This window comes from Micromonospora thermarum, assembly GCF_012034245.1.
Lineage (GTDB): Bacteria > Actinomycetota > Actinomycetes > Mycobacteriales > Micromonosporaceae > Micromonospora > Micromonospora thermarum.
The window spans coordinates 129,193-148,526 of the sequence record NZ_JAATEO010000008.1 but is presented as its reverse complement, the minus strand read 5'-3'; the positions used below and the strand labels follow the sequence as shown (position 1 = coordinate 148,526).

Below are 19,334 nucleotides of genomic sequence, written 5' to 3'. Positions count from 1 at the left end.
GTGGTGCCGCCCACTCGTGCCGCGCTACCGGTGTCCGGGGGGCGCGGATCATGGTCGAGTGCGATGGGGTACAGTAGTGAAGCCGACGCGGGGTGGAGCAGCTCGGTAGCTCGCTGGGCTCATAACCCAGAGGTCGCAGGTTCAAATCCTGTCCCCGCTACTCGTTCGAAGGCCCCGGAGATCCCTCCGGGGCCTTCGTCGTTGCCGCAGTCTGCCCGCCATCCGCGCCGACTGTCGTGCCCCGCTTGCACTTCTCGGCGAGGATGGGGCCATGTCTGCTTTCGGCAAGTGGTGGGGCCGGCTGAGCGCCGTCCTCGGTGTGGTCGTCCTGTCGGTGTTCGTGCCGGTGGCCGCCTGGGCGTCCACCGGTCCGGGTGAGGTGGCGGTCGAGGCCGTCCGGCGGCGCCGTGGCGGCGGCTTCGGGTTCCTCGGGCTGCTCTGCTGCCTGGCCGTGGTGGCCGTGATCGTCTACCTCATCCTGCGCATGATGCGCAACCGTCGCGGCGGCGGCCCGCGCTGACCGAGGCGGCTGCTGGCGACGGCGCGGACGTCAACGCCCGCGCCGGTGCCCCGGGCCACCGGCGCGGGCCGTACGCAGGCCACGTGGTGTACTAGGCCGCGTGGAACTTCTGCACTCGGGCAAGGTCCGGGACGTCTACGCCGACGGCGAGGACCTGATCCTGGTCGCCTCCGACCGCATCTCCATCTACGACGTGGTGCTGCCGACGCCGATCCCGGACAAGGGCAAGCTGCTCACCGCGCTCTCGCTGTGGTGGTTCGAGCAGCTCGCCGACCTGGCGCCGAACCACGTGATCTCCGCCACCGACGTGCCGGCCGAGTTCGCCGGCCGGGCGATCCGGTGCCGGCGGCTGGAGATGGTCCCGGTGGAGTGTGTCGCCCGGGGCTACCTGACCGGGGGCGGGTTCGCCGAGTACCAGCGCACCGGCGCGGTCTCCGGCGTCGAACTGCCGCGCGGGCTGGTCGAGGCCTCGATCCTCCCGGAGCCGATCTTCACTCCCTCAACCAAGGCGCCGGTGGGGGAGCACGACGAGCCGATGACCTTCGCCGAGGTGGTGGACAAGGTCGGCGCGGAGACCGCCGAGCGGCTGCGCCGGATCACCCTGGACGTGTACCGGCGGGGAGCCGAGCTGGCCGCCGACCGGGGGATCCTCATCGCCGACACCAAGATCGAGCTGGGCTGGGCGGCCGACGGCAGCCTGATGATCGGCGACGAGTTGCTCACCTCGGACTCCTCCCGGTTCTGGCCGGCCGAGTCGTACCAGCCCGGGCGCGCCCAGTTCTCCTACGACAAGCAGTACGTCCGGGACTGGGCCACCGCGAGCGGCTGGGACCGGCAGGGTCCGGCGCCGGAGGTGCCGGCCGAGGTCGTCGAGGCGACCCGGGCCCGCTACGTCGACGTCTACGAGAAGCTCACCGGGAACCGCTGGGACTGATCGATACCCCGATTATCCGGGTCGGGCTGGACCCGCCGGCCGGTGACCGTCGAGGATGCTCCCGTCACCTTTGGTGCTCGTGTGGCTCTCGGGACGGTCGGATGAACGGCGACATGTGGATCAGGGCGCTCAAGGCGGCCCGCGCCAGCGCGGGCGTCTCCCAGGAGGCCCTCGCGGAGCTGATCAGGTGGAGTCCGTCCACCATCGCGGCGATCGAGACGGGCCGGCGCCGGCCGACGCCCCAGTTCGCCACGGCGGCGGACGAGGCGCTGGGCACCGGCGGCCTGCTCGCCGAGCTGCTGGCGGCGGCGGCCCGGCAGCAGTCACCAGCCTGGTTCGCGCCGTGGCGGGGGATCGAGGCCGACGCGGTCGCCCTCCGCACGTCCGAGCCGTCGCTGGTGCCCGGTCTGACGCAGACCGAGGCGTACGCCCACGCGGTGCTCAGCGCCCAGGGCACGCACACCCCCGACGAGGTGACCCAGCTCGTCGCCGGCCGGATGGCCCGCCAGGCGCTGCTGACCGGCGAGGACCCGAAGCGGTTCACCGCGGTCGTGGACGAGGGCGCCCTGCGCCGGGTGGTCGGTGACCGGGACGTCCAGCGGGCGCAGCTGGAGCGGCTGGTCGAGCTGGCCGCGTTGCCGCACATCCGGCTCTACGTCGTCCCGGCCGCCGTCGGCGCGCACCCCGGGCTGGCCGGCGGCTTCGTGCTGGCCACGCTTCCGGACGGGGACGAGGTGGCCTACGTGGACGGAGTCTACGGTCAGGTTGTCGACCGGCCGGACGCCGTCGATACCATCAGGGTCATGTGGGACACGCTGCTCAGCGAGGCCCTCCCCGCGAGCGTGTCCGTCGAGCTGATCGGGAAGCTGGTGAGCGAGCTGTGAACACTGCCCCCGCCCCTCGGTGGCGGGTGTCGAGCCGGTCCGGCAACGGCGGTAACACCTGCGTCGAGGTGGCCGACAACCTGCCCGACCGGGTGCTGGTCCGCGACTCCACGGACCGTGGCGGCGCCATGCTGACCTTCGCGCCGGTGGCGTGGCGCTCCTTCGTCGAGCTGGTCAAGTCCGCGGGCTAAGCTGTCGACACCACCCGACCCCGGGGATGCCGCGCGGCGGCCGACGGTCCGCCCCCCGCCGTCCGTACGATGTGCAGACGTGCGTGACATCGCCGTCTTCAGCGGAACCGCCCATCCCGAGCTCGCCGTCGAGATCTGCGCCCACCTCGGTGTCCCGCTGTACCCGGTCCGGGTCTCCCGGTTCGCCAACGACTGCCTTGAAGTGCAGTTGCAGGCCAACTGCCGGGAGCGGGACGTCTTCCTGATCCAGCCCCTGGTGCCGCCGGTGCAGGAGCATCTGGTCGAGCTGCTGCTCATGATCGACGCGGCGCGGGGCGCCTCGGCCGGCCGGATCACGGTGGTGCTGCCGCACTACGCGTACGCCCGGTCGGACAAGAAGGACGCACCGCGCATCTCGATCGGCGGCCGCCTGGTCGCGGACCTGCTCACCTCGGCCGGCGCGGACCGGGTGCTCGCGATGACCCTCCACTCGCCGCAGGTCCACGGGTTCTTCAGCGTCCCGGTCGACCACCTGCACGCGCTGCGCGAGTTGGCCCTCCACTTCACGGGTCACGACCTGAGCAACACCGTCGTGGTCTCCCCGGACCTGGGTAACGCCAAGGAGGCCGCCGCGTTCGCCCGCCGGCTCGGCACGCCGGTCGCCGCCGGGGCGAAGCAGCGCTTCAGCGACGACCGGGTCCAGATCAGCGCGGTCATCGGCGACGTCGCGGACCGGGACGTGATCGTGCTGGACGACGAGATCGCCAAGGGCAGCACGGTGATCGAGCTGATGGAGCACCTGCGCAGGTTGAACGTCCGCTCGATCCGGCTGGCCTGCACCCACGGCCTCTTCTCCGGTGGGGCGCTGCAACGGCTCAGCGACCAGGAGGGGGTGCTGGAGATCGTCTGCACGAACACCGTGCCGATTCCGGCCGACAAGCGGGTGCCGAAGCTGCGGGTCCTCTCGGTCGCGCCGGCCCTGGCGGAGGCCATGCGCCGCATCCACAACGGCGAGTCCGTCAGTGCCCTGTTCGGCTGATCCCCCGGGTACTCTCCGCGATCTTGCACTTTCTGCCCTGACATACCGGTCTTACGGGACGTACCAGGGGCCGAAACTGCAAGATCGCGGGGATTCCCCCGGAGGTCAGTCGTGGGTGGGTTGGGGCGCGGGGACGAGGGCTGTCGTGATGCGGACGATCGTGCCGGCGTCGCCGGTCTCGACCTCCATCGAGTCGCTCAGCTCCCGGGCCAGCCACAGGCCCCAGCCGCCCGCCGTGTCCGGCGCGGGGCGGCTGCGGTCGTTGAGCCGCTGCATGCTGATCCCGTGCCCGTGATCGGCGACCTCGCAGAGCAGGGCGCTGCGCTGCCGCCACACCCGCAGCCAGCCGCGGCCGCCGCCGTGCCGGACCGCGTTGGTGATCAGCTCGTTGACCGCCAGCACGAAGTCGTCCAGCCGCTGCCCCCGCAGCCCCGAGGCGTGCGCGCAGGAGGTGACCGAGTGCCGTAGCTCGGTCACCTGAGCCTGGTCGAAGGCTTCGGCGATCAGGAGGGGAGAGTCGATGGGCACAACCGTACGCGGTGCGTCCGGTTCTGCGTTCGTCATGGCCCCGTCTCCGCAGTGGATCTCGTGTCTTTCGCGGCATTTCCACCGTACGTCAGCGTTTCCCGACGCGCATCAGCCGGGCCCACCGGCCGCTCGTCGCGCTGTGGCATCGTGTCGACCGTGCCGACGTCCCCCGGTGGTTTCGAGGTCCCGCTCTGGCGGGCCATCGCCGTGTTCCGGGTGGCGTCCCTGGCGTACGTGTGCGTGGTGGCCCTGCGCCACGCGGACCGGTACGCCCACCCGCTGGCCGCCGCCGCTGTGGTTCTGGTGATGGCGGCCTGGACCGTCGTGACCGCGCTCGGGTACGCGCGCCCGTCCCGGCGTGGCTGGCCGCTGCTCCTGGCCGACCTGGGGGTCGTCCTCGGCGTCGTCCTCGCGACCCCGTGGGTGGTCGGACGGGCGGCGCTCGCCGCCGGCGTCCCCACGCTGGGCGTGGCCTGGCTCGCCGGCCCGGTGCTGGCCTGGGCGGTGTCCGGCGGACGGCGCCGGGGCACCGTCGCCGCGCTGGTGCTCGGCGCGGCGGACCTCGCCACCCGGGAACGGATCGGCGAGTCCTCGCTCACCGGCGTGATCCTGCTGCTCCTCGCCGGCGTGGTCGTCGGGCACGTGGCCCGGCTCGCGGTGACCGCCGAGGAGCGGCTGCAACGGGCCGTCGAGCTGGAGGCCGCCACCCGGGAGCGGGAGCGGCTGGCGCGCGACATCCACGACTCCGTGCTCCAGGTCCTCGCGCTGGTGCAGCGGCGCGGCGCCCACCTCGACGGGGAGGCCGCCGAGCTGGCCCGGCTCGCCGGTGAGCAGGAGGCGGCGCTGCGCGCCCTGATCGCCGGCGCCGCGGCGCCACCGGCCGACGACGGGCCGGCGGACCTGCGCGCGCTGCTCGGGCGGTACGCGTCGCCGTCGGTCTCGCTGTCCGCGCCGGCGGGTCCGGTGCCACTGCCCGCCCCGGTGGCCCGGGAACTGGCCGCCGCGACGGCCGCGGCCCTCGACAACGTGGCCCGGCACGCCGGCGGCCGGGCGTGGGTGCTCGTCGAGGACGAGGAGGACACGGTCACCGTGTCGGTCCGCGACGACGGCCCCGGCTTCGCCGACGGCCGGCTGGCCGAGGCGGCGGCGCAGGGGCGGCTGGGGGTGGCCCGGTCCATCCGGGGGCGCATCGAGGAGCTGGGCGGGACGGTCCGGATCACCTCCACCCCGGGCACGGGGACCGAGGTCGAGCTGACCGTTCCCCGGCAGCGGACATGAAGCGTCCCGGCGCGGCCGGGCGCCGACTCCGGGACACGGGGTACGGCGGGGAGCGTCGGGTCGGAGTGCGGTGAAGGAGGCGACGTGGCGCGGGTGATGGTGGTCGACGACCACCCGATGTGGCGGGAAGGGGTGGCCCGCGACCTGACCGAGGCCGGTCACGAGGTGGTGGCCACCGCGGGGGAGGGACGTCAAGCGGTCCGGGTGGCGCCCGCCGCGCGGCCCGACGTGGTCGTCCTCGACCTGCAACTGCCGGACGTCTCCGGGGTTGAGGTGATCCGCGGGCTGCGCGCCGCGCTGCCCGAGGTCCGGGTGCTGATGCTGTCGGCCAGCGGCGAACAGCAGGACGTGCTCGACGCGGTGAAGGCGGGCGCCACCGGATACCTGGTGAAGTCCGCGGCCCCGGCGGAGTTCCTGGACGCGGTGCGACGGACGGCGGCGGGGGAGCCGGTCTTCACGCCCGGGCTGGCCGGTCTGGTGCTGGGCGAGTACCGCCGCCTGGCGGCCGGCCCACCCGCTCCCGATCCGGAAGCGGCGGGCACGCCCCGGCTCACCGACCGGGAGACCGAGGTGCTGCGCCTGGTAGCCAAGGGGATGTCGTACAAGCAGATCGCGGAGCGGCTCGCGATCTCGCACCGGACGGTGCAGAACCACGTGCAGAACACGCTGGGCAAGCTCCAGCTGCACAACCGGGTCGAGCTGACCCGGTACGCGATCGAGCGCGGGCTCGACGACTGAGAGGCTGTCGGGCCTCGGAACGTGTCCTGGTTCAGACCGAGTGGGGCGGGCGCGTCTCGTGGATGGCCAGCTCCTCGGCGGTCGCGCCACCGCCGGCCGACCCGGCGTCGTACGCGATGGAGTCGGTCTCCTGGTCGGTGTGGGCGCCCTCGTCCGGTTCCACCAGCCGGCCCACCTGCGCGTCGGCGGTGCTGCCGAGCTGGCCGTGGTCGTAGAGCGACACCGGCGACTTCGGGTCGGACGTCGGCCCCGGATCCATCACGTCGGCGTCGAGCTGGGCCTGGGCGGCCTGCTCCTCGCTGTCCGCCTCCGCGGCGATGTCCGGGTCGACCGGACCGGCCAGCGGGTCGTCGGCGGGACGTTCGTACTGCTCCCGGCCGAGCTTGTAGTCCAGCGACTCGCCGTCGAGCTGCTCGTCGGCGGTGGTCCCGAACCGGTCGACCGCCACCGGCGTCCGGTCGCCGGGCAGTTGGGCCGGCTCCGGGCCGTCCGCCTCGCGCCCGGTCAGGACGTCGTCGTTGGCGGTCGAGTCGTCGTCGGCGGTATCGGGCAGGCCCTCCGCCTCGGGATCGGACACCGGGGTCGGGTACTGGTCGTCGCGCATGCCAGTGCTCTACCCACTGCCCACCACCCCGTAACCGCCGGCCGGGCCCGTCAGCTCCGGTCCTCGGGGCGCAGAACGCACCAGACGACCTTGCCGTCCGGTACGGGCGTGGTGCCCCAGCGCTCGGACACCGTGTCGATCAGCAGCAGACCCCGCCCGCCGGCGGTGTGCAGCGGCGCGAACCCGGTGAAGGAGGGCAGCCGGGACGAGTGGTCGCGGACCGCCACATGCAGCGCGCTGTCGCGCGGGGCCAGCCGGACCGTCATCGGCGTCCGCGCGTGGGCGACCACGTTGTTGACCATCTCGGTGACGGCGATGGTGCCCGGCTCAATCAGCTCGGGCACGCCCCAGCGGTCGCAGCCGTCGCCGACCAGCTGACGGGCCTGCCGGGCGGCTCCCACCACCGGTTCGAGGTCGGTGGTGAGCACCGCGGCGAGCGGTGTGGCCGCGAGGGCCGCCAACGCGCCGTCGAGTGTCGGCCAGGCCGGCACGTCCCGTGCCGCGCCGGAGGGGTCGCAGAGCAGCAGGTCGGCGGCGGGCCAGTCGAGGACCGCCCGGCGTACCGCGCCGAAGACGTCCCACCTCGCCGGGTCGGTCGCCCGCAGCCCGGTCACGTCGACCACGAGTGGGCCGGGCCGGTCGCAGAGCCGCCCGAGCAGCGCGTCGCGTACCGTGCCGATGCCTGACGCGTCGAGCACGCCGCTCACGCGGACCACCCCGGAGGACTCGTCCGTCTCCACCAGGTAGCGCACGTCCGTCGGCATGATCGTCCTACTGTGCACGCCCCGGCGGAGCCTCGCATCCGGCTGTTCGACCCGGTCCATCAGCGGTCCGTCCGTCCCCGTCGGGTCATCGCCGCGACCGTCCCGACCGCCGTGCCGGCGGCGGCGAGGCCGAAGGCGGCGCCCATCCGGACCAGGTGCCGGCGCCGGCCGTGCCAGCCGCCGTTGCGCTCCGCGGCGGCGTCGGGCGAGAAGACGTTCCCGCTGCTGTCGAGGCGGGCGGCCGGGCCGAACTGGGTGCGGTGGGCGTACCAGCCGAGCGCACGCTCGGCGAGCGCCGGTGCGACCCGCCACTGGAGGCCGATGAGGCGGGAGGCGCCTCCCGCGTACGCCTCGCGGCGCGGTCGCCGCAGCATCCGGACGATCGTCTGCGCCACCACCTCCGGCGGGTAGACCGGTGGCGGTGGCACCAGTTCCCGCCCGCTGTGGTTGGCCGCGTGCCGGAAGAACGGAGTGTCGATGGTGGCGGGCAGCACCGTGCAGATCGAGATGTCACCCCGACCCGTGACACGCAGTTCCTGGCGGACCGTGTCGGCCAGCCCCCGGATCCCGTGTTTCGTCGCGTTGTACGCCGACTGGTACGGCATGGCGACCTCGGCGAGCACCGAGGCGTTGTTCACGACCACGCCACCGCCCGCCGCGGCGAGGTGGGGCAGCGCGGCGCGGATGCCGTACGCGGCGCCGAGCAGGTTGACCTCCAGCACCCGGCGGAACTCCTCGACGGGGATCTCGTCGAACAGCCCGACTGCGCTGACCGCGGCGTTGTTGACCCAGCCGTCGATCCGGCCGAACTCCGCCACCGCCTGCTCCGCGAGCCGCTCCACGGCCGCCGGGTCGGTCACGTCGGTCGGGACGGCGGCGGCGCGCCCGCCGAGCTCGCGGCAGCGCTGCGCGACCCGGTGCAGGGCGGGGTCGCTGCGGGCGGCCAGCACGACGGCGGTGCCCCGGCGGGCGAGGGCGTACGCGGTCGTCGTGCCGATCCCGCTGGAGGCCCCGGTTATCACCACGACGGCGTCGGTGAGTCTGCGGGTGAGAGGCATTCTCCGCCCGTACCCCACCAGGTGGGGGTCATGCGGACGAATCCCGCCCGGATCCAGGTCCCTTGATCCTTGCTACCGGGCAACCATGCGCGGCACCCGTCAGCCTCTTTCCGATCTGCCAGGTTTCGGCTCCCCGGCCCGGGGTTAATGGGACCCTCTGACCGGGAGGAGCACCGCGGAGAAGATCCCCTGGAGGTGACCCATGCGCGTCGGCCTCGTCTGCGCGCACGCCGACCCGTCGCGGCGTGCCGGCGGCCCGGCCGTCGGGACCCACCACCACATCGCGCGGGTCGCCGCCGAGCTGGCCGTACGGGGCCACGACGTCCGGGTGTACGAGCGCCGGGACGCCCCGGGGCAGGAAGCGACGGAGACGGTCGACGGGTACCTCGTCGAGCGCGTCCCGGTCGGTCCGGCCGCGGGCCTGCCCACCGCCGAGCTGGTCCCGCACGTCGCCGAGTTCGGTCGCTGGCTGGCCGACCGGTGGGCGGGGGAGTGGGCGCCCGAGGTGGTGCACGGTCACTACTGGGTGGGCGGGCTGGCCGCGGCGCACGCGGTCCGCGAGACCGACATCCCGGTCGTGCAGACCTTCCACTCGCTCGGTGTGGAGCAGCTCCGCCATCTCGGCCCCCGCTACGACGCGCCGGACGAGCGGATCCCGCTGGAGCGCGCGCTCATCCGGGCGGTGGACATCGCCGTGGCCCAGTCCAACGACGAGGTCGACGAGCTGACCCGGATGGGCCTGCAACGCACGTCGGTGGCGCTGGTGCCCCCCGGGGTCGACACCGGGCGGTTCCACCCCGACGGCGAGGCGGCGCCGCGCGAGGCGCGGCCCCGGATCCTGTCGGTGGCCGCGCTCGACGCCGGCCACGGCCAGGAGGACCTGATCCGGGCCATGCGGCTGGTCGGGGACGCCGAGCTGGTGATCGCCGGCGGCCCGCCCGCCGAGCAGCTCGCCGGGCACGCCGAGGCGCGCCAGCTACGGGAGCTGGCCGAGCGCAGCGGGGTGGCCGACCAGGTGACCCTGGTGGGGGCGGTGCCGCACGAGCAGATGGCCACCTGGTACCGCTCGGCCGACGTGGTGGCCTGCACCCCGCGCTACTCGTCCGCCGGGCGGGTGTCTCTGGAGGCGATGGCCTGCGGCGTACCGGTCGTCGGCTACGCGATGGGCGGGATCGCCGACGCGGTCGTGGACGAGGTGACCGGGCGGCTGGTGCCGCCGGGCGACGTCCGGACCCTCGGGGTGACGCTGCGCCGGCTGCTCGCCGACAACGCCGGGCGTTTCGCGTACGGGCACGCGGCGGTGGACCGGGTGCGGTGCAGCTACACGTGGGACCGGACCGCCGGCGCGCTGGAACGGCTCTACGAGCGGGTGGTCGGCCGCCGGCGGCCGGTCGAGGCGGCCTGACCCCGGCCGGAGTGCCGTCGGGCGACGCCGGGTCGGGTGTCGCGCTCAGCCCACGCGGCCGGCGCCCACCATCGCCGGCTCCCGCTCCCCGGCGACCTTGTGGTGGTGCTGCGGCTCCGCGTACCGCGTCAGCCCGATCACCGCGGTGAGGGTGACCAGGAACCCGACGCCGGCCAGCCACTCCCGCCCCGGCCAGATCTTGTCGTTGAGCAGCAGCAGCCCGACGATCGCCGCGGGCACCGCACCGGCGGCGTCCATCGCCGCCACGGCCGCCGTGGTCGAGCCGCGCTGCATGGCCAGGCCGAGCAGCAGCTGACCGACGACCGAGTGCGCGATGAGCAGGTAGAGCAGCGGGTCGCGGAGGAACGCCTCCGCCGACGCCGCGGAGGCCAGCGGCCGGGCCGCCACGGCCGCGGCGGAGAAGGCCAGCCCGGCCAGCGAGCCGAGCGCCACCGAGCCGGGCGCGCCGTGCAGGCGTACCGCGAAGAAGCCCAGCACGGCGATCACCCCGAGGGCCACCACCAGGGCGACCAGGCCGGCGGTGCCCAGCTGCCGCGACGGCGCCGGCCGGGCGGACACCACCAGCGCGGCGATCCCGCCGAAGAGGAGCACCAGCAGGGCGACCTCGGCGGCGGGCAGCCGCCACTTGAGCAGGAGCACCCCGAGTACGGCGGTCACGCCGAGCCCGGCGGCGACGCTCGCCTGGACGAGGAAGAGCGGCAGGTCCCGCCGGGCCAGGAAGGCCAGCACGAACCCGGCCACCTGGCACCCCAGACCCACCAGGTACGTGCGGTGGCCGGCGAGCCGCAGCAGCAGGCCCGGGTCGAACGTGTGGTGCACGGTGGTGCGGGCCGCCGCGACCGACTGGAGCAGGTTGGCGATCCCGTAGGCGACGATCATCGACGCGAGGAAGCACCAACCGGAGGAGACCACCTGGCGAGGATAGAGGCTCGCGAGGGTCAGCGCGCGGTTGCCCGACCCAGGCGGTCGAGGATGTCGGCGTGCAGCGGGCCGTTCGTGGCGATCGCGCTGATCTCGCCGGACGCGGCGTCACCAGGGGCGGGACGGCCCGCCAGGTCGGTGAACGTGCCGCCCGCCTCGGTGACGATGGGCACCAGCGCCGCGATGTCCCACAGGGACAGTTCCGGCTCCACCATCACGTCCAGTGCGCCCTCGGCGAGCAGCATGTAACCGTAGAAGTCCCCGTACGCCCGGCTGCGCCAGGCGTCCCGCATGATCTGCAGGACCGCCTCCAGCCGGCCGGTCTCCTCCCACCCGGTCAGCGAGGAGTAGCAGAAGCTCGCGTCGGTGAGGCCGGTGACGCCGGAGACCCGGATCGGCGTGCCGGAGGCCAGGTCGCGCCCGGCGTACGCGCCCTCACCGAGCGCCGCCCACCAGCGCCGGCCCAGCGCCGGCGCGGAGACCAGCCCGGCGACCGGGCGGTCCCCCTCCAGCAGCGCGATGAGCGTGGCCCAGACCGGTACGCCCCGGATGAAGTTCTTGGTGCCGTCGATCGGGTCGACCACCCAGCGCCGCCCGTCCGGACCGGGGGCGGGCTGCTCGCCGTACTCCTCGCCCAGCAGGCCGTCGCCGGGCCGGTGGGTGGCGAGCAGCGCGCGGATCTCCCGCTCCACGGCGGTGTCCGCGTCGGACACCGGGGTGAGGTCGGGCTTCGCGTCGACGCGCAGGTCCAGCGCACGGAACCGCGCGGTGGAGACCGCGTCAGCGGCGTCGGCGAGGCGGTGGGCGAGGGCGAGGTCGTCGGCGTACCCGGTCATGGCGCAGACGGTAGCGGCGGCCCGGTCAGGCCCCGGCCGGCGGGTCGCCGGGATTCCGCTGGTCGGGCTCGCCGCGGGGGTCGCTCTCCCCGGCGCGCGAGGCGAGGAGCCGCCGGTACGACGCCAGCCGGCGCGGGTCGGCCTTGCCGGCGGCCACCCAGGCGTCCAGGCCGCAGGCCTCCTCGTCCGCGGTGTGCGGGCAGTTCGCCGGGCAGTCGACCGTGCCCTCGACCAGGTCGGGGAACCCGTGCAGCAGGCTGTCGGCGGAGACGTGGGCGAGCCCGAAGCTGCGCACGCCCGGGGTGTCGATGATCCAGCCCTCGGCGGCTCCAGGTCGCGGCGCGGCGTCAGACGCGCCGAGCTGGAGTTGCCGTGAGTCGTCGCGGCCGGCGAGCCGCGGGAGCCGCAGCGCCACCGCGCTGGTCGACGTGTGCCGGCCCCGGCCGATCGCGCTGACCTGGCCGACCGCGCGGGCGGCGTCCGGGACCAGGCGGTTGACCAGCGTCGACTTGCCCACCCCGGAGTGCCCTCGGCGGTGGTCGCGTCGTCCTCGGCGGTGCGACGCAGCACCGAGCTGCGCTCGGCGATCCGGACGATCCGGGCCAGCGCCCCGGGCGCCCCCGACGTGTCGCCGACCAGCCCGACCCGGTCGCCGACCACGACCGACTTGCGGCCCAGCTCCCGGGCGCGCATTGCGGTCACCGGCGGCGCGTCGGGGTCGGCGCCGGGCAGGACGCACGTGTACCGGCCCCGGTCGACGGCGGTGACGAACCCGTCCACCGCGTCGGCGTGGCGGGGGCGCATCCGCGTACGCGGGCGTGAGGACTTCCCGGGCCGGACCCGGACGTCGTCCTCGTCGTACTCCCGTCGTCTGGTCGCCAGGACCCGCCCCCCTGTCGCGTCAGTTCTTGCCGGTCACCATCGCTGACCATAGTGCCGGAAATTGCGGCATCGTCTTGGAGGTGCAGGCCACGTCGCTCAGGTCGATTCCCGGCACGGCCAGCCCGGCGACCGCCGCCGCGTGTGCCATGCGGTGGTCGTGGTAAGTCTCGAATACCCCGCCGCGCAGCGGCCGGGGCCGGATCTCCAGCCCGTCGTGGGACTCGGTGAGGTCGGCGCCCAGCGCGCTGAACTCGCGGGCGAGCGCCGTGATCCGGTCGGTCTCGTGGCCCCGGATGTGGGCGACACCGGTGAACCGCGACGGTGAGTCGGCGAGCATGGCCAGCGCGGTGAGCACCGGGGTCAGCTCGCTGACGTCGGACAGGTCGGCGGTCAGGCCGTGCACGGCGCCGGTGCCCCGGACGGTCAGCCCGGCGGTGGACAGGGTCACCTCGCCACCCATCGCCTGCAACAGCGCACGCAGCCGCTCGACCGGCTGGGCACTGCTGCGCGGCCAACCCTGGACGGTCACCTCGCCGCCGGTGACCAGGGCGGCGGCGAAGAACGGCACCGCCCCGGAGAGGTCCGGCTCGATCTCCCAGCCCCGGCCGGCGAGCGGGCCGGGCTCGACCGCCCACAGGTCGGGGGTGGCGTCGTCGACGGCCGCGCCGGCGGCCCGCAGCATCTGCACCGTCATGCGAAGGTGCGGCGCGGACGGCACCGGCGGGCCGACGTGCCGGACCACCACGCCCCGGTCGAAGCGCGGCGCGGCGAGCAGCAGCCCGGAGACGAGCTGGCTGGACGCGGAGGCGTCGATCACGACCTCCCCGCCGGTGACCCGGCCGGTGCCGAGCACGGTCAGCGGGAGGCTCCCGGTGGGCGGGGTGTCGACCCGGACACCGAGGCTGCGCAGGGCGCCGATGAGCGGCCCGAGCGGGCGGACCCGGGCCTGCGGGTCGCCGTCGAACGTGATCCGCCCGTCCGCCAGACCGGCGACCGGGGGCAGGAAGCGCATCACCGTGCCGGCGAGACCGACGTCGACGTGCGCCGGCCCGACGAGCGGGTGCGGGCGGACCAGCCAGCGCGCGTCGTCGCTGATCGACATGTGCGCGCCCATCGCCCGCAGCCCGCCGGCCATGAGCTCGGTGTCCCGGGCCCGCAGCGGGCCGGCCAGCGTCGACGGACCGCTGGCCAGGCCGCTGAGGACCAGGGCCCGCGCGGTCAGAGACTTGGAGCCGGGCAGGCGCAGCGTCGTCGAGACCGGGTCCGACGCGGTCGGAGCGGTCCACGGCTGCGGCGGCCGGGTCGCGGTCAGATTCCCCACGGTTTACATTCTGCCGCCTTTGCCGACCGGCGACGCCTGCCGCCCGCCGGTACTCCCGGTCAGCGGGACAGCCGGGCCGGGCCCGGCGCGTTAGCGTGTGCGGTATGTGCGGGAGGTACGCGACGACCCGGTCCTCGGGCGACCTGAGCGCGCTGTTCGAGTCGTACGACGACACGGACGGCCGGCTCGGCCCGGACCACAACGTCGCACCCACCGACCCGGTGCCGCTGGTCCGGGTCACCCCGGAGGGCCACCGTGCGTTGTCGCTCGGCCGCTGGGGTCTGGTACCGGCCTGGTCCCGGTCACCCGCCGGCGCCGCCCGCATGATCAACGCCCGGGCCGAGACGGTGGCCACGAGCCGGGCGTACGCGGGCGCGTTCGCCCGCCGCCGGTGCCTCGTCCCGGCCGACGGCTGGTACGAGTGGGTCCGCCACCCGGGCGGGAAGCAGGCGTACTACATGACGCCCCGGGACGGCTCCGTGCTCGCCTTCGCGGGCATCTGGTCGGTCTGGGAGGGGCCCGGCGGCCCGCTGCTGACGTGCAGCGTGCTGACCACGGCCGCCCTCGGCGAGTTGGCCGAGGTGCACGACCGGATGCCGCTGCTGCTGCCGCGCGAGCGGTGGGGCACCTGGCTGGCGCCGGCCGGGCAGCCGGAGGGCCTGCTCGTCCCGCCACCGCCGGAGTGGCTCGCCGGGCTCGAGATCCGGCCGGTGGGGCCGGCCGTCGGGGACGTCCGCAACGACGGCCCGCAGCTCGTCGAGCGGGTGGCCGCGCCGGTGCCGCCGGCCCGTGCCGCCGAGTCGGGGGAGTTGACGCTCTTCTGACGGTCACGGGCATCGGCAGGTGTGATTTGCCAGAGTTACGGCTGAAAGGTGCCGTGCTTGTTGCCCCATGTTCTCCGTAACCCCTTGTATTGACGTCCGGAAGTGCGATAGAACACAGCGCCGGTAGTGGGCGTCGATCCGCACGGGGCGGACACGTCCATCGATCTTGCCGGTCCCACGGGGGAGGTGGGTGGATGACCCGGGCACGTATGCCCCGTCCGCACGAGGTTGCCGCCGCACGACGAGACCCACGCCTGCTGCGGGCCCTACGGGAACGCCGGCAGGACGAGGCGTGGCGCACCAGAGGTACCTGCCAGAGCGTCGATCCGGAGACGTTCTTTCCGGCGCCGAACGAGCCGGCCGACGCGGCCGTGGCTCTCTGCCGCAGCTGCGATGTGCAGGGCTCCTGCCTGGCCTGGGCGCTGGAGGTGGGCGACTGCCACGGCGTCTGGGGTGGCACCACGCCCCGCGAGCGCCGGGCCATGCTGGTCGCCTGGCGCAGTGAGGTGCAGCCCGACCCGGACGCCGCCGACGAGGCGGGTCCACCGGTCCGGGACCGTCTGCTCACCCTGGTGCCGCTGAGCCGCTGAGCCGCCGCGTCCGAGGGTCTGCCACAGACGGGCGCGGGGACAGCCGCAGAATGTGCCTGTGCCGCTGACCGAGGAGATCGCCACCCCGCGTGGCCCGGCCCGGGTCGACATCGACGTCCCGGACGGGACGCCCACCGCCCTGCTGGTGCTCGGGCACGGGGCCGGCGGTGGGGTCGAGGCTCCGGATCTGGTCGCGCTCCGGGACGCGGTGGTGGTCGCCGGGCTCGTGGTCGCGCGGGTCACCCAGCCGTACCGGGTGGCGGGGCGGCGCGCTCCCGCGCCCGCCGGGCAGCTCGACGAGGCGTGGACGGCGGTGGTGTCCGCGCTGCGGGAGCGGTGGGACGTACCCCTCGTGGTGGGTGGGCGGTCGAGCGGCGCGCGGGTGGCGTGCCGGACCGCGACGGCGGTGGGCGCCGACGGCGTGGTCGCCCTCGCGTTTCCGTTGCACCCGCCCGGCCGTCCGGAGCGGTCCCGGGCCGACGAACTGGTGACCGGCGTGCCGACCCTGGTGGTGAACGGCGACCGGGACCCGTTCGGCGTTCCGGAGGCCGGGCCGGCCGTGCGGGTGGTGACCCGCCCCGGGGAGCGGCACGACCTGCGGAAGGATCCGGTGGGCACCGCGGAGGTCGTCCTCGACTGGCTCCGCACCCGCGGCTGGGCCACCGCCTGAGCCCGCGATCCGGGCCCACGCCGCATCGGCAGGAACGTCGGCATGATCGCGCACGAGGGCTGACCGGACGGGTGGACCTGCGCGGCGCGCGTGACCCGCATGGGGCACCCTCGTTGCACCGGATGGTGCCGTATTGCCCGGTTGGGGGCGGCGGTGCCGGTCCTCCCAGGCCCTTCCTGGTCCCAGCGTCGGTCTCCGCCGAGGTCGAGCCGGGACCAGGAAGGGGGCCGGCGATCGGAATGTCGGGCCCGTGGTCCCGCGTTGCACTCCCCGGACGACATTTCTGGCGAGAGGAGTGACCGGTGCCGACCGAGACGCAGGCCCGGGAACGGGACGAGCGGGGCGCGCGGGAGCTGCGCCGGCTGCTCGAGGGGCCGGACTGGCCCGCGGCGGTGCCGCCGGTCGAGCCGGTGAGCGCGGGCACACCCGCCGGAAGTGAATCTGCGGCCAGGTCCGTGCGCGTATCCTCGGCGGGAAAGCATCCGACGCGAGGGGATGTGCGGTTGACCACCGAGAAGACGGACGAGCGCAGGGCCCGCTTCGAGCGGGACGCGATGCCCTTCGTCGATCAGCTCTACGCTGCCGGCCTGCGGATGACCCGCAACCCGGCGGATGCCGAGGACCTGGTCCAGGAGACTTATCTGAAGGCGTACGCGGCCTTCCACCAGTTCGAGCAGGGCACGAACCTGAAGGCCTGGCTGTACCGGATCCTGACCAACACCTACATCAACTCCTACCGTCGCCGGCAGCGCCAGCCGATCCAGGCGCCGACCGACGAGATCACCGACTGGCAGCTCGCCGAAGCCGAGTCGCACACCTCCAGCGGGCTGCGGTCCGCCGAGACGGAGGCGCTGGACCGGCTCCCGGACAGCGACGTCAAGGAGGCCCTCCAGGCGCTGCCGGAGGAGTTCCGCCTGGCCGTCTACCTCACCGATGTCGAGGGCTTCTCCTACAAGGAGGTCGCCGACATCATGGGTACGCCGATCGGCACGGTGATGTCGCGCCTGCACCGGGGCCGACGTAATCTGCGCAAGCTGCTCGAGCAGTACGCGGCGGAGCGGGGTTTCAGCTCCGCCTCGTCGTCGAAGGGCTCGACCGCTGCCGCCGGCCGGGAGGTGTGACGTGAGCTGTGGAGAGCCGCACGAGACGGACTGCCGCGAGGTGCTGGCAGAGGTGTACCTCTACCTGGACCTGGAGTGCGCCGAGGAGCGCCGCACGCTGATCCGGTACCACCTCAACGAGTGCGGGCACTGCCTGCGCGAGTACGGCATCGAGCAGGAGGTCAAGGCGCTGGTCGCCCGCTGCTGCGGCAACGAGACGGCCCCCGAGCAGCTGCGCGAGCGGCTCCGGGTCAAGCTGACCGAGCTCGTGGTCTTCGAGAGCAGCGAGTCACGGGAACTGGCCGACTGACGCGTGAGACACCGGTGGCCCGGGTCGGAGACGACCCGGGCCACCGTCGCGTCCAGCGTCCGACCGGGCTGGCACGCCCGGTCCGGCGCCTCAGGAGTTGGGGCGCTTGCCGTGGTTGGCGGCGCTCTTCTTGCGAGCCCTCTTCCTACGGGCCTTCTTCGCCATGGTGACCTCCTCGTTATGGCCGTTGCCACCGCCGTGGGCGTCCGCGACGCCGCGGCACGCACCGGCCGGCTCGACTCCGCCTCGGTCCGACCGAGGACTTCGACACAGACCCTAGTGCCGTCACCGCCGGCAGCCCCCCTCCGGGCCCCTTTTCCGGGTACGCCGCGCCGCCCGACACGCCGGGAGCCGGCGGAGCGGCACGTCGGAGTGGATCACGCCTCCGGCCACCCGCTCCCGCCCACCGCGGCCCGCCGACATGATTGGATACGTCGGCAGGCAGTCGCGAAAGGGAGGGCCGACATGGCCGAGGAGATCCGCGCCGAGATGGTGGCGAACGTCTGGAAGGTCGTCGCGTCGGCCGGGGACACCGTGTCCGAGGGGGACACACTGGTGATCCTGGAGTCGATGAAGATGGAGATCCCGGTCGTCGCCGAGTCCGACGGTGTCGTGAAGCAGCTCGCTGTCAACGAGGGCGACGTCGTGCAGGACGGCGACCTGATCGCGGTGATCGATTGAGTGTCCTCGTGCGGTCGGCGGGGCCGGCCGACTTCGCCGCTGTGGCGCGGCTGACGGTCGCCGCGTACGAGGCCGACGGGCAGCTCAAGGGCGAGACCGGGTACGGCGTGGTGCTCGCCGACGTGGCCACCCGTGCGGAGCACGGCGACGTGCTGGTCGCCGTCGACCCGGTCACGGACGCCGTGCTCGGCTCGGTGACCTTCGTGCTGCCCGGCAGCCGGTACGCCGAGCTGTCCGGCCCGGGCGAGGCGGAGTTCCGGATGCTCGCCGTGGACCCGGCCGCGCAGGGCCGGGGGGTCGGGGCGGCGCTGGTCGACGCGTGCGTCGCGCGCGCCACCGGGTTGGGCTGCTCGGCCGTGATGATCTGCGTACGGGACGGCCACGCGGCCTCCGCGCAGCGGCTCTACCAGCGGCGGGGCTTCGTCCGCGTACCGGCGAAGGACTGGTCGCCGCTGGCGGGCGTGGACCTGCTCGCCCTGCGGCTGGACCTCACGGCCTGACCCGTTCCGCGGCCACCGGCCGCCGGGTGAACGGTCCGGCGCCGGTGGCATGCCCGGCCGTGCGCCGTGGGGTCAGGACCGTTCGTCCGGTCGGGAGCCGATGGCCGCGAGCAGTTCGTCGGCGACCTCCATGGCGATCCGCCGGCGCTCGGCGTCGGTGATGCCCGGGGTGCGTACCGCGAACCAGCTGCTGTGCACGGCGAACAGCGCCAGCACGGCCCGCAGTTGGGCGCCGGGGGAGTCGTCACCCCGGCAGAGCGCGTTGGCCAGGCCGAACATGCGGTCCCGCATCTGCTGGCCGGCGGCGAGGCTCTTCAGGACCGTCTGGTTCTGCTCGAAGAAGCGCATCACCGAGGGCTGGTCGCCGGCGAACATCGTGTCGGCGTACCGGCCGAGGATCGCCCGCCGGGTCTCCAGGGTGGCCGGCTGCCCCTCGGCCCACGCGACGAGCTCGTCCATGCGGTCGAGGCGGTCCTCGACGAAGCTGCTGACGATCTCGTCCTTGCTCTTGAAGTGGTAGTAGAGCGCCGCCTTCGTCACGTTCAACCGCTCGGCGATCTCCCGGAGCGAGGTCTTCTCGTACCCCTGCTCGGTGAAGAGCTCCAGCGCGACGGCCTTGATGCGCTCTCGCGTGCCGCCTGTGCTCTCCCTCACCCTCACCACCCGACTCGCTTGACCGTTGTTAGGTGCCCAACTTACCGTGCGGCTAGTAAGCTGACTAGCCGGGCGGCAAGTAAGTTGCACACTTCTCGGGGG

General features: G+C 74.1%; 23 protein-coding genes, 1 tRNA gene and 2 pseudogenes. 16 read left to right on the top strand and 10 right to left on the bottom strand.

Going from position 1 to position 19,334, the window contains the following annotated elements; genetic code table 11:
• Nucleotides 1–86 precede the first annotated feature (86 nt).
• The 6 genes from HCJ94_RS09920 (at nt 87) to HCJ94_RS09895 (ending at nt 3,547) form a co-directional block, all read left to right on the top strand.
• Nucleotides 87–160 (top strand) — tRNA-Met (locus HCJ94_RS09920).
• Between the two features lie 111 nt (nt 161–271).
• Nucleotides 272–520, top strand: a complete 249-nt coding sequence (locus HCJ94_RS09915) for a hypothetical protein (protein WP_168000676.1) — start codon at nt 272–274, stop codon at nt 518–520.
• Between the two features lie 100 nt (nt 521–620).
• The gene (locus HCJ94_RS09910) at nt 621–1,454 is read left to right on the top strand and encodes a phosphoribosylaminoimidazolesuccinocarboxamide synthase (protein WP_168000675.1); all 834 of its coding nucleotides are present in this window, start codon (nt 621–623) and stop codon (nt 1,452–1,454) included.
• 101 nt (nt 1,455–1,555) lie between these two features.
• Complete coding sequence (locus HCJ94_RS09905; RefSeq protein WP_168000674.1) at nt 1,556–2,338, top strand: helix-turn-helix domain-containing protein; 783 nt, start codon at nt 1,556–1,558, stop codon at nt 2,336–2,338.
• On the top strand, nt 2,335–2,529 hold the full coding sequence (locus HCJ94_RS09900) for a DUF397 domain-containing protein (RefSeq protein WP_168000673.1): 195 nt from the start codon (nt 2,335–2,337) through the stop codon (nt 2,527–2,529). The genes HCJ94_RS09905 and HCJ94_RS09900 overlap by 4 nt, the downstream gene beginning before the upstream one ends.
• A gap of 79 nt (nt 2,530–2,608) precedes the next feature.
• Nucleotides 2,609–3,547, top strand: coding sequence for a ribose-phosphate diphosphokinase (locus HCJ94_RS09895; protein ID WP_168000672.1), 939 nt, complete (start codon nt 2,609–2,611; stop codon nt 3,545–3,547).
• A 105-nt stretch (nt 3,548–3,652) separates the two neighbouring features.
• Here HCJ94_RS09895 and HCJ94_RS09890 read toward each other — a convergent pair whose 3' ends face one another.
• Entirely contained in the window at nt 3,653–4,111 is a 459-nt protein-coding gene (locus HCJ94_RS09890) for an ATP-binding protein (RefSeq protein WP_168000671.1), read from the bottom strand.
• 120 nt (nt 4,112–4,231) lie between these two features.
• Between HCJ94_RS09890 and macS the strand changes: the two genes are divergently transcribed.
• Together macS and HCJ94_RS09880 are read left to right on the top strand one after the other, a co-directional pair.
• Entirely contained in the window at nt 4,232–5,353 is a 1,122-nt protein-coding gene (gene macS, locus HCJ94_RS09885; protein WP_168000670.1) for a MacS family sensor histidine kinase, read from the top strand.
• A gap of 96 nt (nt 5,354–5,449) precedes the next feature.
• Nucleotides 5,450–6,091 carry a response regulator gene (locus tag HCJ94_RS09880; RefSeq protein ID WP_168000730.1) on the top strand — a complete coding sequence of 214 codons (642 nt, stop codon included), beginning with the start codon at nt 5,450–5,452 and terminating at the stop codon, nt 6,089–6,091.
• A gap of 31 nt (nt 6,092–6,122) precedes the next feature.
• Here the strand turns inward: HCJ94_RS09880 and HCJ94_RS09875 are convergent, their stop codons facing one another.
• Genes HCJ94_RS09875 through HCJ94_RS09865 form a run of 3 tightly spaced genes read right to left on the bottom strand, consistent with a single transcriptional unit; the run spans nt 6,123 to nt 8,517 of the window.
• Entirely contained in the window at nt 6,123–6,695 is a 573-nt protein-coding gene (locus tag HCJ94_RS09875; protein ID WP_168000669.1) for a DUF5709 domain-containing protein, read from the bottom strand.
• A gap of 50 nt (nt 6,696–6,745) precedes the next feature.
• Nucleotides 6,746–7,459 carry an ATP-binding protein gene (locus HCJ94_RS09870; protein ID WP_240944100.1) on the bottom strand — a complete coding sequence of 238 codons (714 nt, stop codon included), beginning with the start codon at nt 7,457–7,459 and terminating at the stop codon, nt 6,746–6,748.
• Between the two features lie 59 nt (nt 7,460–7,518).
• Nucleotides 7,519–8,517: an SDR family oxidoreductase gene (locus HCJ94_RS09865; RefSeq protein WP_168000667.1), complete on the bottom strand. Its 999-nt coding sequence runs from the start codon at nt 8,515–8,517 to the stop codon at nt 7,519–7,521.
• A gap of 202 nt (nt 8,518–8,719) precedes the next feature.
• On the opposite strand from HCJ94_RS09865, the gene HCJ94_RS09860 reads away from it, so the two are divergent.
• On the top strand, nt 8,720–9,922 hold the full coding sequence (locus HCJ94_RS09860) for a glycosyltransferase (RefSeq protein ID WP_168000666.1): 1,203 nt from the start codon (nt 8,720–8,722) through the stop codon (nt 9,920–9,922).
• 45 nt (nt 9,923–9,967) lie between these two features.
• On the opposite strand, the gene HCJ94_RS09855 is transcribed toward HCJ94_RS09860, so the two are convergent.
• The 4 genes and pseudogenes from HCJ94_RS09855 to aroA all read right to left on the bottom strand — a co-directional run bounded on the left by HCJ94_RS09855 (nt 9,968) and on the right by aroA (nt 13,903).
• A complete protein-coding gene (locus HCJ94_RS09855) occupies nt 9,968–10,855 on the bottom strand; it encodes a hypothetical protein (RefSeq protein ID WP_168000665.1) in 888 nt (295 codons plus the stop codon).
• Nucleotides 10,856–10,881: 26 nt separating this feature from the next.
• The gene (hisN, locus tag HCJ94_RS09850; protein ID WP_168000664.1) at nt 10,882–11,700 is read right to left on the bottom strand and encodes a histidinol-phosphatase; all 819 of its coding nucleotides are present in this window, start codon (nt 11,698–11,700) and stop codon (nt 10,882–10,884) included.
• A 25-nt stretch (nt 11,701–11,725) separates the two neighbouring features.
• A pseudogene (gene rsgA, locus HCJ94_RS09845) lies at nt 11,726–12,504 on the bottom strand (GTPase RsgA).
• Nucleotides 12,505–12,601: 97 nt separating this feature from the next.
• Nucleotides 12,602–13,903 carry a 3-phosphoshikimate 1-carboxyvinyltransferase gene (gene aroA, locus HCJ94_RS09840; RefSeq protein WP_168000663.1) on the bottom strand — a complete coding sequence of 434 codons (1,302 nt, stop codon included), beginning with the start codon at nt 13,901–13,903 and terminating at the stop codon, nt 12,602–12,604.
• 104 nt (nt 13,904–14,007) lie between these two features.
• Here aroA and HCJ94_RS09835 point away from each other — a divergent pair, with 104 nt between their 5' ends.
• From HCJ94_RS09835 to rsrA, 5 genes are all read left to right on the top strand, one after another.
• Complete coding sequence (locus HCJ94_RS09835) at nt 14,008–14,727, top strand: SOS response-associated peptidase (RefSeq protein ID WP_168000662.1); 720 nt, start codon at nt 14,008–14,010, stop codon at nt 14,725–14,727.
• Nucleotides 14,728–14,921: 194 nt separating this feature from the next.
• Nucleotides 14,922–15,317 (top strand): WhiB family transcriptional regulator, encoded by a 396-nt coding sequence (locus tag HCJ94_RS09830; protein WP_155330434.1) that lies wholly within the window; start codon nt 14,922–14,924, stop codon nt 15,315–15,317.
• 58 nt (nt 15,318–15,375) lie between these two features.
• Complete coding sequence (locus HCJ94_RS09825; RefSeq protein ID WP_168000661.1) at nt 15,376–15,987, top strand: alpha/beta hydrolase family protein; 612 nt, start codon at nt 15,376–15,378, stop codon at nt 15,985–15,987.
• Nucleotides 15,988–16,289: 302 nt separating this feature from the next.
• Complete coding sequence (locus tag HCJ94_RS09820) at nt 16,290–17,108, top strand: sigma-70 family RNA polymerase sigma factor (RefSeq protein ID WP_168000660.1); 819 nt, start codon at nt 16,290–16,292, stop codon at nt 17,106–17,108.
• Nucleotide 17,109: 1 nt separating this feature from the next.
• The gene (rsrA, locus tag HCJ94_RS09815) at nt 17,110–17,397 is read left to right on the top strand and encodes a mycothiol system anti-sigma-R factor (protein WP_155330436.1); all 288 of its coding nucleotides are present in this window, start codon (nt 17,110–17,112) and stop codon (nt 17,395–17,397) included.
• Nucleotides 17,398–17,487: 90 nt separating this feature from the next.
• Here rsrA and HCJ94_RS31440 read toward each other — a convergent pair whose 3' ends face one another.
• Nucleotides 17,488–17,562 (bottom strand): 50S ribosomal protein bL37, encoded by a 75-nt coding sequence (locus HCJ94_RS31440; protein WP_373684233.1) that lies wholly within the window; start codon nt 17,560–17,562, stop codon nt 17,488–17,490.
• 300 nt (nt 17,563–17,862) lie between these two features.
• Between HCJ94_RS31440 and HCJ94_RS09810 the strand changes: the two genes are divergently transcribed.
• On the top strand, nt 17,863–18,078 hold the full coding sequence (locus HCJ94_RS09810; RefSeq protein ID WP_088973021.1) for a biotin/lipoyl-binding carrier protein: 216 nt from the start codon (nt 17,863–17,865) through the stop codon (nt 18,076–18,078).
• Nucleotides 18,075–18,578, top strand: coding sequence for a GNAT family N-acetyltransferase (locus tag HCJ94_RS09805; protein ID WP_168000659.1), 504 nt, complete (start codon nt 18,075–18,077; stop codon nt 18,576–18,578). The genes HCJ94_RS09810 and HCJ94_RS09805 overlap by 4 nt, the downstream gene beginning before the upstream one ends.
• Here HCJ94_RS09805 and HCJ94_RS09800 read toward each other — a convergent pair.
• Nucleotides 18,482–19,238: pseudogene (locus HCJ94_RS09800) on the bottom strand (TetR/AcrR family transcriptional regulator). The gene HCJ94_RS09805 and the pseudogene HCJ94_RS09800 sit on opposite strands and share 97 nt — an antisense overlap.
• Nucleotides 19,239–19,334: the final 96 nt, after the last annotated feature.

Bases quoted from the DNA above. Each gene is read 5' to 3' on its own strand.
- HCJ94_RS09870 (WP_240944100.1), bottom strand. From the start codon at position 7,459: ATGCCGACGGACGTGCGCTACCTGGTGGAGACGGACGAGTCCTCCGGG.
- HCJ94_RS09835 (WP_168000662.1), top strand. From the start codon at position 14,008: ATGTGCGGGAGGTACGCGACGACCCGGTCCTCGGGCGACCTGAGCGCG.
- HCJ94_RS09915 (WP_168000676.1), top strand. From the start codon at position 272: ATGTCTGCTTTCGGCAAGTGGTGGGGCCGGCTGAGCGCCGTCCTCGGT.
- HCJ94_RS09875 (WP_168000669.1), bottom strand. From the start codon at position 6,695: ATGCGCGACGACCAGTACCCGACCCCGGTGTCCGATCCCGAGGCGGAG.
- HCJ94_RS09905 (WP_168000674.1), top strand. From the start codon at position 1,556: ATGAACGGCGACATGTGGATCAGGGCGCTCAAGGCGGCCCGCGCCAGC.
- hisN (WP_168000664.1), bottom strand. From the start codon at position 11,700: ATGACCGGGTACGCCGACGACCTCGCCCTCGCCCACCGCCTCGCCGAC.
- HCJ94_RS09810 (WP_088973021.1), top strand. From the start codon at position 17,863: ATGGCCGAGGAGATCCGCGCCGAGATGGTGGCGAACGTCTGGAAGGTC.
- HCJ94_RS09830 (WP_155330434.1), top strand. From the start codon at position 14,922: ATGACCCGGGCACGTATGCCCCGTCCGCACGAGGTTGCCGCCGCACGA.
- HCJ94_RS09860 (WP_168000666.1), top strand. From the start codon at position 8,720: ATGCGCGTCGGCCTCGTCTGCGCGCACGCCGACCCGTCGCGGCGTGCC.
- HCJ94_RS09865 (WP_168000667.1), bottom strand. From the start codon at position 8,517: ATGCCTCTCACCCGCAGACTCACCGACGCCGTCGTGGTGATAACCGGG.
- HCJ94_RS09880 (WP_168000730.1), top strand. From the start codon at position 5,450: ATGGTGGTCGACGACCACCCGATGTGGCGGGAAGGGGTGGCCCGCGAC.
- HCJ94_RS09890 (WP_168000671.1), bottom strand. From the start codon at position 4,111: ATGACGAACGCAGAACCGGACGCACCGCGTACGGTTGTGCCCATCGAC.